The organism is Kitasatospora sp. NPDC089797, from assembly GCF_040684795.1.
Taxonomy (GTDB): Bacteria; Actinomycetota; Actinomycetes; order Streptomycetales; family Streptomycetaceae; genus Kitasatospora.
Window position 1 is genome coordinate 38,440 of the sequence record NZ_JBFBGS010000040.1, and the last position, 11,313, is coordinate 49,752.

General features: G+C 74.2%; 10 protein-coding genes. 5 read left to right on the forward strand and 5 right to left on the reverse strand.

Annotated features, from left to right (window positions below):
* Positions 1-4 precede the first annotated feature (4 nt).
* Complete coding sequence (locus AB0O91_RS28545; protein ID WP_363438806.1) at positions 5-724, forward strand: HAD family hydrolase; 720 nt, start codon at positions 5-7, stop codon at positions 722-724.
* Here AB0O91_RS28545 and AB0O91_RS28550 read toward each other — a convergent pair.
* Entirely contained in the window at positions 678-2,174 is a 1,497-nt protein-coding gene (locus AB0O91_RS28550) for a N,N-dimethylformamidase beta subunit family domain-containing protein (RefSeq protein ID WP_363438809.1), read from the reverse strand. The two genes, AB0O91_RS28545 and AB0O91_RS28550, sit on opposite strands and share 47 nt — an antisense overlap.
* A 274-nt stretch (positions 2,175-2,448) precedes the next feature.
* Here AB0O91_RS28550 and AB0O91_RS28555 point away from each other — a divergent pair, with 274 nt between their 5' ends.
* Together AB0O91_RS28555 and AB0O91_RS28560 are read left to right on the forward strand one after the other, a co-directional pair.
* Entirely contained in the window at positions 2,449-3,297 is an 849-nt protein-coding gene (locus AB0O91_RS28555; protein WP_363438812.1) for a class I SAM-dependent methyltransferase, read from the forward strand.
* Positions 3,294-4,055: a GNAT family N-acetyltransferase gene (locus AB0O91_RS28560; RefSeq protein ID WP_363438815.1), complete on the forward strand. Its 762-nt coding sequence runs from the start codon at positions 3,294-3,296 to the stop codon at positions 4,053-4,055. Before AB0O91_RS28555 ends, AB0O91_RS28560 begins: the two co-directional genes overlap by 4 nt.
* Here the strand turns inward: AB0O91_RS28560 and AB0O91_RS28565 are convergent.
* Positions 4,030-5,130, reverse strand: a complete 1,101-nt coding sequence (locus tag AB0O91_RS28565; protein WP_363438818.1) for a hypothetical protein — start codon at positions 5,128-5,130, stop codon at positions 4,030-4,032. The two genes, AB0O91_RS28560 and AB0O91_RS28565, sit on opposite strands and share 26 nt — an antisense overlap.
* Before the next feature lie 290 nt (positions 5,131-5,420).
* Here AB0O91_RS28565 and AB0O91_RS28570 point away from each other — a divergent pair, with 290 nt between their 5' ends.
* Positions 5,421-6,518 carry a radical SAM protein gene (locus AB0O91_RS28570; protein ID WP_363438821.1) on the forward strand — a complete coding sequence of 366 codons (1,098 nt, stop codon included), beginning with the start codon at positions 5,421-5,423 and terminating at the stop codon, positions 6,516-6,518.
* A 51-nt stretch (positions 6,519-6,569) separates the two neighbouring features.
* On the opposite strand, the gene AB0O91_RS28575 is transcribed toward AB0O91_RS28570, so the two are convergent.
* From AB0O91_RS28575 to AB0O91_RS28585, 3 genes are read right to left on the reverse strand one after another with little or no spacing between them, the layout of a single operon-like run.
* Entirely contained in the window at positions 6,570-7,547 is a 978-nt protein-coding gene (locus tag AB0O91_RS28575) for a galactokinase (RefSeq protein ID WP_363438824.1), read from the reverse strand.
* Entirely contained in the window at positions 7,544-8,038 is a 495-nt protein-coding gene (locus tag AB0O91_RS28580) for an NUDIX domain-containing protein (protein WP_363438827.1), read from the reverse strand. The genes AB0O91_RS28575 and AB0O91_RS28580 overlap by 4 nt, the downstream gene beginning before the upstream one ends.
* Before the next feature lie 31 nt (positions 8,039-8,069).
* Positions 8,070-9,218 (reverse strand): NAD-dependent epimerase/dehydratase family protein, encoded by a 1,149-nt coding sequence (locus tag AB0O91_RS28585; protein WP_363438829.1) that lies wholly within the window; start codon positions 9,216-9,218, stop codon positions 8,070-8,072.
* 225 nt (positions 9,219-9,443) lie between these two features.
* Between AB0O91_RS28585 and AB0O91_RS28590 the strand changes: the two genes are divergently transcribed.
* Positions 9,444-11,267: a hypothetical protein gene (locus AB0O91_RS28590; RefSeq protein WP_363438830.1), complete on the forward strand. Its 1,824-nt coding sequence runs from the start codon at positions 9,444-9,446 to the stop codon at positions 11,265-11,267.
* Positions 11,268-11,313 lie beyond the last annotated feature (46 nt).

The following is an 11,313-nucleotide window of genomic DNA, read 5'->3' on the forward strand; positions in this document are numbered from 1 at the left end:
CCCGATGGCGCGCATCCGGGGTGTGATCTTCGACTTCTACGGGACGCTGGTCCGGATGGTCGACCCGCTGCCGCCCAGCCACGCGTCGGTGTTCGAGCGACGCGGGCTGGGCGCGGCCGCGGCCCGGTGGGGCGACCAGTGGTCGGTCGGGCCCGCCGACGGCGAGCAGCACGCGGCCCACTCGGTCAGCGAACAGGCCTACCTGGCCTGGGAGTTGGAGCGCCTCAGAACCAGGGCCCGGGCCTGCGGGGTGCCCGCCGAGGAGCTGGACGGGCTCGCCGCCGAGCTCGACGCCGCCACCAAGTCGCTCCGGCTGGCCCTGTTCGACGACGTCCGCGAGGCCCTGGCCGGGCTGCGCCGGCGCGGGCTGGTGGTGGCGCTCTGCTCAAACTGGTACTGGGACCTGGACCGGGCCGTCGCGCAGGTCGGGCTCACCGACCTGCTGGACGCGGTGGTCACCTCGGCGCGGGCCGGCGCCCGCAAGCCGCACCCCCGGATCTTCCGGACGGTGCTCGCCGAGTGCGGCCTGCGGCCGGAGGAGGCCCTGTTCGTCGGGGACGCCTGGGGCCCGGACGTCGAGGGCCCGCTGGCCCTGGGCATGCGGGCCGCCCACCTGTGGCGGCCGGACCGGGCCGTGGACGGCGAGGCCCCGCCGGTGCACGGCGGGGCCGTGCGGATCACCGGCCTGGCGGCGGTGGCGGAGCTGCTGGCCGATCCTCCGTGACCCGGTGGCGCAGCCGGTCGAGCAGGTTGCGGGTGACCTGCTCGACCGCCGGGTCCAGCCCGCGGCCGACGACCACCGGCCAGTCGGTGGTGCCGGCCGTGAAGACCGTGCCGCCCCGGGTGTACAGGCCCATCGTGGCGGCCCGCGGGCCGGTGGCGTCCGGTTCGCGCTGCGGGCAGTTCCAGTGGCCCCACGCGAGGGTGTGGAAGTCCTCGTTGACCGGCCGGAGGAGGTGGACGCCGAGGACCACGAAGGAGGCGGGCGTGCCGTCCGCACCGGTCGCCCGGGCCACGCCGTCCGGGCCGTAGGCGATGGCGGCGCCGTCGCACTCGTACCCGACCAGCGGGGTGCCGGCGCCCAGGGCGTCGGCCGGGCCGCCGTCCGAACCGTCGCGCAGCCCGGTGCCCCGGTAGAGCCAGTGGTCGGCGTGCTGCACGGTGTAGCCGTCCAGCGGCCGGTCGCCCGGCCACTCCCCCGGCCACATGCCGCCGTTGCGGAAACTCACACCGGTCAGCGAATTCTCCGGTTCGCCCACGCCCTCGGGTTTTTCCGCCCACCACAGATCGGTCGCCGGGAGGTGGGGATAGGCGTCGCCCACCTGGTGGTCGGTGTCCGAGACGAAGGCGGTGTTCCGGTCCGTCGGGTGTATTCGCCACCAGCAGGTGTTGGCGCTCAGGAAGGCCACGTTCCCGCCCCCTGCGATGAAGGATTCCGCCTGCCGGCGCATCGCCTCGCTCCAGTATTCGTCGTGGCCGACGCTGAGCAGCAGGTCGTAGTCGGAGAGGAGGGCGGAATTCTCGTGCAGGTCCAGGTCGGTGCAGTATTCGACCGGATAGCCGTTGCGTTCGAGCCAGCCGATGAACGGGGCGTCCCAGTACGCCAGGTCGATGATTCCGCCGGGCCGGTGCAGGCTCAGCCTGTGGCCGCGCGGGCGGCCGTCGGCGCCGTCCTGGTACACCGGGTTGTCGTAGAGGCTGGCGGCGCGCTCGGCCGCCGGGTGGTCGGCCCGGTTGTAGGCGTGCCGGGTGAAGGTCGACTTCTTGTACAGGATGCGGGCGTGCCGGCCCGGCCGCGCGGGCCTGACCACGAAGAACTCCCGCTCGGGGCCCTCCAGGCTCGCACCGTCCAGCACCGGCACGGCCCCGTCGTCCGGACCGCCGCGTTCGAGGAACAGTGCCACGTAGATCCCCGGCGCCCAGTCCGCCGGGACGGCGAAGGCGTACCGGGGCCACCCCCAGTCCTCGGCCGGGGAGGCGTGTCCGGCGACGCCGTCCGGGTGCGGCGGCGGGGGGCGGTGGACCCCCGGGTGCCAGCCCGTCCGGGCGACGAACTCCACGCTCTCCCCCAGCCGGTAGATGCAGGCCCGGAAGGCCGCGGCGTCGGTCGAGACGTGGAAGGCCAGGGTGTCCCCCGCAATGACGCTCTCCCGGTCGAAATATCCCTCGATCATGCTGCTCCCGGCATTGTCCGAATGATCGGACGGTCACGCTAGCGCGGCCGCCGGTCCGCTTTCCACGGGCCGTGGTTCGGCCAGTCGGCGCGCTCTTCCGGACATGCGGATCCGGGCCGGTCTGCCGTACCCCCGGCCCGGGTAGCGGAAATCGGGTTGCCGCACCCACTCGGGCTGCCACAGCCACGCGGGTTACCACACCCACTCGGGTCGCCACACCACATCGGTTTGCCACACCCACGTCCCCGTCGGGGGAAACCGGAGGGAGAAGACGATGGACAACAGACTCCGCGTCCGTGAACTCATCCTGGGCATCGAGGGAATGGCCCTGCTGCGCAACGCGGTCGGCGGCGACGAGGCCTTTCTGAAGGCCCGGGTCGAGGAGATCCGCAGGTTCGCCACCCAGGACGACGAACCCATGCCGGACGCCGACGCGGAGATCCGCGAACTCGGCCCCGCCGACGGCTACGCCGAGTGGGCGCAGCGGTACGACTCCCTGCCCAGCGCGTTCATCCAGGTGGAGGAGCCGGTGCTGCACGGCCTCCTGGACGGCCTTCCGGCCGGGGTCGCGCTCGACGCGGCCTGCGGCACGGGCCGGCAGACCGCCGCACTGCTCGCCCGCGGCCACCGCACCATCGGGGTGGACCAGTCGCCGGAGATGATCGCCCGGGCCCGGGAGCGGGCCCCGGAGGCCGGGTTCCGGATCGGGCAGTTGGAGGCGCTGCCGCTCGACGACGCCTCGGTGGACCTCGCCGTGTGCAGCATGGCCCTCACCCACCTCCCCGAACTCACCGGGGCCATCGCCGAGTTCGCGCGCGTGCTGCGCCCGGGCGGGCGGCTGGTCGTCTCCGATCTGCACCCCTTCGTGGTCGCGTTGCAGGGCCAGTGCATCTTCGTCCGCGACGAGGGCCGGCTCGGCTTCGTCCGCAACCACCTCCATCTGCCCGGCGCCTACCTGAACGCCTTCGCCGCGGCCGGGCTGGAGGTCCGCGGCTGCCACGAGCCGGTGTTCAACGGCAGCCTCGCCCCGGGCGGCTACGAGGAGTTCGTCGCCGACGCGGCCCGCGCCGCCTGGGACGGCCTCCCGCTGATGGTGGTCTGGGAGGCGGTGGTGCCGTCGTGACCCGGCCGTCCTGGACGGTGGTGCGCTACAGCGAGCGCCCGGAGCTGTGGGACCGCATCCCGGCCGACTTCGCCGGGGTCGTCCCGGAGTACAACCTGCACGGCGACATCGCCGACGACTACTGGGACCGGCTGTTCGCGGAGTTCCCGGCGTACCAGTTCCTGCTGTACGACGAGGAGGGCGGTACCGTCCTCGGCACCGGGCGCTCGCTCCCCCGGGGCTGGGACGGCTCGCCCGAGGGGCTCGGCCCGGGCCTGGACGACTCCATCGCGGCGGCCTTCCGCGACCGCGACGCCGGGACGGCCCCGACCGCGCTCTGCGCCCTCGGCGTGGAGGTCTCCCCCGCCCACCAGGGCCGGGGCCTGTCGAAGGTGCTGCTGCGGGAGCTGACCGCGCTCGCCCGTACCGCGGGCCTGGACACGGTGATCGTCCCGGTCCGGCCCACCCACAAGGACCGCTACCCGCTCGTCCCGATCGAGCGCTATGCCGCCTGGACCAGGGACGACGGCACACCTTTCGACCCCTGGGTCCGCACCCAGGTCGGGGTCGGCGGCGTGCTCGGGCACGGCGTGGCGCGGTCCTCGCGGATCACCGGCACGGTCGCGGAGTGGGAGTCCTGGACCGGGCTCGCGTTCCCCGAGGACGGCGACTACGTCTTCCCGGCCGGCCTGGCCCCGGTGCACATCGACCGGGGCCGTGACCTCGGCACCTACTGGGAGCCCGGGGTCTGGGTCACCCACGACGCCCGGCGTCGCTGAGCAGCAGGCTCCCGCACCGGATCGCGCTCCACGCGTAGTCGGCGAGCAGCGCGGCCCGGTCCGGCGTCACCTCCGGGCGCCGCTCCGCCGGGAGGCTCGCCACGCCGAGGGTCGAGACCGCGCTGGTCCGCAGCCGCTCGTGCTCCGGCCCGGCCGCACCGCCGCCCTGCCGCCGGGCCGTGGCCGCCGCCTGGGCGCCGAGCAGCAGTCCGTGCAGCCACAGCTCGTCGGCGTAGCGGGCGCCGAAGCGGCGGCCGACCTCCGCGGCGGTGTCGGCCGGCCGGTGGGCGCGTTCGAGCGCGGACAGCGCCCGCTCGGTCAGGCCGGTGTGCGGCAGCGCCTCCCGCCAGGGGAGGTGGCCGGCCGGCTCCGGGGCCCAGGAGAGTTGGAGGAAGCCCTCGCCGTTGCGCATGTAGGGCAGCCAGTCCGGCCGTTCCAGCACCCAGCCCCCGGCGAGCAGCGGCCGGGCGTCCGCCTCGCCCAGCGGGCAGGCGGCCCGGCGCACGCCCTGGGCGGCGTGTCCGTTGATGCTGCTGGTGCCGATGTGCTCGACCACGCCGGGCACCGCCAGCAGCGCCATCCGCCCGCGCGGGCGCAGGAACGCGGAGAGCACCTCGTCGTCGTGGCGGTCCTCGCTCCGGCCCGCGAACCGGCGGTACTCCGTCACCAGCCCGACCGGCAGGCAGACGGCCAGGGTGGGCGTGAACTCCTGCGGCACGCCGCGCACCCAGCCCGCACCGGCGAGCGCCGCCAGCCGGGTCAGCGCGCCGTTGCGCGCGTGCCAGTTGGTGTAGAAGACCAGCGCCTCCTCCGGGAAGCGGGCCACCGCCCGGGCCACCAGGTCAAGCAGCGCGGCGGGGGCGGCCACGTCGTCCTGCACCATCAGGTGGTGGGTGGCGTCGGGGGCGGCCTGCCCCCAGGCCACCAGCGCGGTCCGCAGGGCCGAGGGGCCCTCGTCCGGCCGGGGGTCCACCGCCACGTTGCCGACGCCGAGGTGGGCCGCCAGTTCCTCGGCCTGGGCCCGGCGCACCGGGTGGGTCATCACGGAGGCGCTGATGCGGGGCACGGCGGTCATCTCGGGGGCTCCTTCGTCGGGTGGCGGGACGCTCGGACTCTCGGACGCTCGGACGCTCGGGCTCCCGGACGCGCGGACGCTCGGACGCTCGGGAGTGCGGCGGGACCGGGGACCGGGGACCGATGGTGGCAGACGCCGGCCGGACCGCTCGCGGACCGCCCGGGAAAACGACCGGAAATTGGCCGTCCGAATCGTGGACGCGGGCAAGGTGTCCGGAACTCGACGCCTAGCCCAGGCCTTTACGGGCAGGGTAGGAGAGGCCAATTCGCCCCGCCCCACGAAGGAGAACCATGGCTGCCGATCGTCTCGACCTGGTCTCCAAGCTTTACCAGCCGTCAGGCTGGCCGAGGATATTGGAGGTGGCCGCCGGATCCCGTTCCACCGCACCACTCGTGGTCGACCTCGACCCCACCACCTTCTGCGACCTGGCCTGCCCTGAGTGCATCAGCGGAAAACTCCTGAATCAGGGCCGATTCACCGCCGACCGCCTGTCCGAACTCGCCCACGAGCTGGTCGAGATGTCCGTCCGGGCGGTCATCCTCATCGGCGGCGGGGAGCCGCTCGCGCACTCCGGGACCAAGAAGGTGCTGCGCGTCCTCGGCGAGGCCGGCATCGCCGTCGGGGTGGTCACCAACGGCACGCTGATCAGGCAGAACCTGGAGGAGCTGGCGGCGTACGCCTCCTGGGTCCGGGTCTCGATCGACGCCGGGACCAGCGCCACGTACGGCGTGTTCCGGCCCGACCGCAAGGGCGCCAGCGTCTTCGACCGGGTGATCGCCAACATGCGGCTGCTCGCCGAGGCGAAAAGCGGAGCCCTCGGCTACTCCTTCCTCCTGATGTCCCGCCGGGAGGCCGATGGGAAAACGGTGAGCAACCATCACGAAGTGCTCACCGCCGCCGAATTGGCCTATGACATCGGCTGCGATTACTTCGAGGTCAAGGCGATGTTCGACGACGATCACCACATCATCCCGGTCGCCGATTCCCTGCTCACCTCCGTCGAGGAACAGTTGACCCGGGCCGCCCGTTTGCAGAGCGAAACCTTCCAGATCGTCAACTCCTCCACGCTGCATTCCCTCCGGGCGCACCGCGGGCCGGTGCAGCCGAAGCAGTACGAACGCTGCCGGATCGCGGAATTGCGGACGCTGGTCACCCCCTCGGGGGTCTATACCTGCGCGTACCACCGCGGCAACGAGAAGGCGCGGATCGGGGACGCCGTCACCCAGAGCCTGACCGAGATCTGGCGCGACTCCGACCGCGGTCTGGTGAACCCGAGCGCGGACTGCAAGTTCCACTGCGCGCGCCACGCCTCCAACCTGGAGCTGGAGGAGATCGGCGAGGGCCGGGGCGGACCCGTCCTGGACGCCGACTACGACCCGTTCATCTGACCGTGTCGTCCCGCTTCCCCCCGGAGGCGGGAAGCGGGACGACACGCGGGCTCACCCCAGGTCGTTCCGGGTCCGGGCCCCCGCCGCCCGCACGGCGAGCACCCGCGCGTCGGGGTGGCGCCCGTGCAGGGCGGTCCGCAGCCGGGCGGCGGTGCGTTCGCCCTCCGCCGCCGGGCAGACGCCCACCAGGGCACCGCCGCCGCCGGCCCCGCTGAGCTTCAGCGGCAGGCCGACCCGGGCCAGCGCGAGGTCCCGGAGGTCCTCCAGCAGCGGGGTCGACATCCGCTGGAGGTCGCGCATCGCCTCGTGCGCCCGGCCCATCGCGCCGCGCAGGACGTCCAGGTCGCGCCCGACCACGGCCTTCCAGGCCTCCTCCGAGGTGGCGTCGGCGGTGGCCGTGTACTCGGCCAGCAGCGGGTCCCCGGCCGCGACCTGGGCGCGCACGGTGCGGATGTGGTCGCCGGTGGACTTCGCCGTGGCGGAGTCCACCACCAGCACCGTCCAGTCGTCCGGGAAGTCCGCCCGCTCCTGGATCACCGGCAGGCCCGTGGTGCGGCCCGACAGCAGCAGCGCACCGCCCTGGACCACGGCGACCTGGTCCATCCCGCCGCCGTTGAAGACCGCGAACTCGAACTCGTACGCCCAGCGGGTGACGGTGTCGACGTCGACCTCGCCGACCCGGCCGACGGCGGCGGCGAGGTAGGCCTCGAACAGTGCCACGATCAGCGCGGTGGAGGAGGACAGGCCGCTGGCGGCCGGCGCCTCACTGCTGACCCGGACGGGCGGACGGACGGAGCCCGCCAGCCCGGGGAGCCGGTCGCCCAGGTACGCCCACACCTCGTCGGCCCAGCCGCCGACCGGCGCGGTGCCCCCGGCCGCGTCCGGGGCTGACGGCTCCGGCCGCACCTCCACCGTCGTCGGCAGGTCGAGCGCGACGCTGACCGACCGGCCGCCCAGCCAGTCCAGGTCCTCCCCGGACAGGCAGGCCCGGCACGGGACGACCGCGCGTATCCCCCGGTCGGCGGTCACCGGGCCTGGAACCTTCCGGTGCTGCGGAAGCGCTCGTACAGCTCCAGGACCGCGCCGGTGGCCCGGTACAGCGGCTCGGGGGGATTCCGGGGGTCGAAGAAGTCGGCCCGGACCACCTCGTCGAGCCCGGGCGAGAGCTCCCCGGACCAGCGGTGGGCGGCGAAGCAGAGCGCGAAGCACTGGGCCACGTCCCCGCCGGGGTAGGTCAGGGTGTGCAACTCCGGGTCGGAGAGCGAGGCGAAGGGGACCAGGTCCTCCGGGTCGACCCGCAGACCGGTCTCCTCCTCCAGTTCCCGCACCGCCGTGTCGGTGAAGGTGGCGCCCTCCTCGCACGCCCCGGCGGGCAGCTCCCAGAGGCCGTTCTCCCGTCGCTGCTGGAGCAGACAGCGCCCCTCCCCGTCCAGCAGCAGCACCTGCGCCCCGGGCAGCAGGAGCAACTGGCTGCCCACCTTCCGGCGCAGCTTCCAGACGTACGAGCCGACGTAACTCACGTGCTCTCCCTCGTCGTTCGACCCGGTCCGCTCACGCGGTCCGGCCGTCCACGGCGGCCCTGGCCGCGGCTGCGGCCGCCGTGGTGGCCTCGGCCGTGGCGGCCAGCCAGCCGGGAACGGCCAGCGGGTTGCCGGAGAGCCAGCGTACGTACCGGGCGACTCCCTCGCGAACGCCGATCCGCGGCGTGAACTCCAGTACCTCACGCATCCGTTCGGTCGAGGCGTAGCCCCCCAGCGGATCGCCCTCCGGGCGCGGGGTGACGATCTGGCGCGAGCCCGGGTAGTACGGGGCGATCAGCTCGGCCACCTCGCGCACCGAAGTCGGCGTTCCGGTACCGATGTTGACGGTCTGTCCGGCCGCCCGCTCCTCGACCATCGCCAGCACGGTCGCGGCGGCGATGTCGTCGACGTGGACCAGGTCCCGGACCTGGACGCCGCCGCCGTTGAGCCGGATCGGCAGCCCGAGGTGGGCGTGCATCGCCATCCAGGCCACCAGCCACGAGTGGCTGCCGGGCTTGGGGACCTGCGGGTCGCCGTAGACGGAGAAGTAGCGCAGCACCGTGTACTCGGCCGCACCCGGGCCGCCCAGCATCAGCCGGGCCTGGTGCTCGGCCCACAGCTTGGTGTTGGCGTAGACCGAGACCGGGACGAGGAGTTGGTCCTCGTGGAACGCCTGGGGCCCCGCCACCCCCGGGACGCCGTCACCGTACACGGCGGCCGAGGAGATGAAGACCAGCCGGCGCACCTTCGCGGCCGCGACCTCCTCCAGCACGGTCTGGGTGCCGCGGACGTTCGCCTCGAAGGCGACGCCGGGGTTCCGGGTGCAGGCCGCGACGTCCGCGTAGGCGGCGGCGTGCACCACGTAGTCGGCGCCGTGGACCAGTCGGCGCACCGCCTCCCGGTCGCACACGTCCCCGACCACCAGGTCGGCGCCGTGCCGGTCGAGGCCGAACAACGGACGGACGTCCTCCGGGTAGGCGTCGAAGCGGTCCAGCACCGTGACGGCGGCGCCCGCCCGGCGCGCCAGCGCCACGACGCGGCTGCCGACCAGGCCTCCCCCGCCGGTCACCGCGACCCGGGCGTCCCGCAGTCTGCCCAGCCGCAGCAGCAGCGACTCCTCGGATTCGGCGCCCGGGAATTCCGCTTCCGGACGTGTTGCCTGAACGCTGTGCGCGGTCATCTGTTCCCCTCCGGTTCTGCGTTGGAGCGGTGGCGAAGAAAGCATGCAGGCGGACTCAGGAAGCGGCAAGATGGCCTTGGGACGGAACTGACTGATCGTCAAGGCGCCCTTGTCGCACGGCAGGAGGCGCCGGTACGGTCCGCGGGGCCGAGCACACGGATCGGACCCGACCGTTCCGCGCCGCCGCGCGGGGCACCGGGCGCCGAGGAGGGACAGGACACCGCGATGCCAGGGACCAGCAGCACGCCGTACCGGATGAGCGGCTCGGTGATGACCCACCCGAAGCGGCTCGACGCGGCGCGCCGACTCGCCGCCGACGCACCGGCCGGCGCCCTCTCCGTGGTCGTCGACCCGGACCCGACCGGGAAGCCCTCCGTGCTGCGCACCGCGCTGGCCGCCTGGTCGGCGATCGGGGAGGGCGCCACCCACCACCTCGTCGTGCAGGACGACATGATCCTCTCCGAGTCCTTCTTCGAGCGCGCCCGCCGGGCGGTGGAGGCGATGCCGGACGCCGCCCTCGCGCTGTTCGCCCTCTGGGACTCGCGCAACGGCGCGGCCGTCCGTTTCGGCGCCCTGACCGGAGCGCGCTGGGTGGCCGCGGTGGGCGAGTACTTCCCGTGCGTGGCGATCATCCTGCCGCGCGACGTCGCGGCGGGGTACGTCGAGTACGCCGGCCGGCACCTGTTCGGCTGGCCCGACGACATCCTGATGGACCGCTACCTGCGCGCCGAGGACGTCCCGCGCTTCGTCGCCGTCCCCAACCTGGCCGAGCACGACGACCAGGGCAGCATCTCCGGCAACGCCTTCCGCGGGCCCCGCCGGTCGGTCTGCTTCCTGCCGTCGGACCGGCCCGGCGACGAACGGCGGCAGCTGGGCGGGCTGCGGGTGATCCCGTTCTTCAAGTACGGCATCGCCCGCTGCGACGTGCGCCTGCCCGGGCCCGGCCGCCCGCGCTGGCTGCACCTGGAGTGCGAGCAGTACCTGGAGGGGGAGGGCGTCCCGGTCGGCCGACTGCGGTCCCGGCTGCCGGAGTTCGGCCCGGGGATCGACCCGCAGGCGGCTTGGGGGGCCTGGCTCACGGCGTACACCATGGGCCTGGTGCAGCGCCGGGACGGCCTGGTCGCCCGCTCCACCGCTTCCACCGCCGACATTGACGTCGACCCGGCCGTCCTCGCCGAGGCGCTGGACACCCTGGGCCCCGGCGGGCTGTCCCAGAACGGCACCGCGGCGGCGATCGACGCCGTGCGGGAGGACCTCGCCGCGCTCACCCGGCACGGCCTCCGGGCCGGCCAGGAGGACGTCCGCGCACCCCGGCGCCGCCCCGCCGCGGACCGCCGGCCGCCCGACATCGTCGGCGTGCTCGGCGCCACCTCACCGCTGGGCGAGCACATCGTCCGCGGCCTGCGCGACCACGGACACCACGTCGTCGACCCGGACGCCGGACCCGCCGGGCTGAGCGCGCTGGTCGACCTCGGCCCGCTGCTCCCGGAGCCGGCCGCCCGCCGGGTCGGGCCCGACCCGGCGCCGCTGGTGCTCCGGCTCTCCCCGCTCGGCGACCCCCTCGGCGACCCCCTCCGCGACGCCGGGCGGCAGCCCGCCCCCGAGGTGCGCACCGTACGGGTCGGGGACCTCTACGGCCCCGGCTGCACCCGGCATTCGCCGATCGGACGGATGGTCTGGAACGCCCTGCGCAGCCACCCCGTCGTCCTGGCGGGCGATCCCGCCGCGCCGCTGCACCCGCTGCACGTCAAGGACCTGGTACGGGCGCTCTCCCTGATCCTCCGGGACCCTTCGCGGACCGGGCCGTTCACCCTCGTGGACAAGCAGGCCGTCACCACCCGGGACCTCGCCGAGACCGTCCACCGGGTGGTCCGCCCGGTCCCGGTCGAGCTGCCCGCCGACTCCCCGGCCGTCCCCGCCCCCACCTCCGCCGGGTCCGCCCCGGACGGACCGGCGGACTGGCACCCCGAGGTGGACCTCGACTACGGGCTGCACTCCTTCGCGCAGTGGCTCGCCTACGAGGGGATCCACCTGTCGACCGAGGACTGACCCCGGCGGGCGGGAGTCCCCCGTTCGACCTCTGCCGCCAGAAGGT

Coding starts and splice junctions, on each gene's coding strand:
- AB0O91_RS28545 (WP_363438806.1), top strand. CDS start 5: ATGGCGCGCATCCGGGGTGTGATCTTCGACTTCTACGGGACGCTGGTC.
- AB0O91_RS28550 (WP_363438809.1), bottom strand. CDS start 2,174: ATGATCGAGGGATATTTCGACCGGGAGAGCGTCATTGCGGGGGACACC.
- AB0O91_RS28555 (WP_363438812.1), top strand. CDS start 2,449: ATGGACAACAGACTCCGCGTCCGTGAACTCATCCTGGGCATCGAGGGA.
- AB0O91_RS28565 (WP_363438818.1), bottom strand. CDS start 5,130: ATGACCGCCGTGCCCCGCATCAGCGCCTCCGTGATGACCCACCCGGTG.
- AB0O91_RS28570 (WP_363438821.1), top strand. CDS start 5,421: ATGGCTGCCGATCGTCTCGACCTGGTCTCCAAGCTTTACCAGCCGTCA.
- AB0O91_RS28585 (WP_363438829.1), bottom strand. CDS start 9,218: ATGACCGCGCACAGCGTTCAGGCAACACGTCCGGAAGCGGAATTCCCG.
- AB0O91_RS28590 (WP_363438830.1), top strand. CDS start 9,444: ATGCCAGGGACCAGCAGCACGCCGTACCGGATGAGCGGCTCGGTGATG.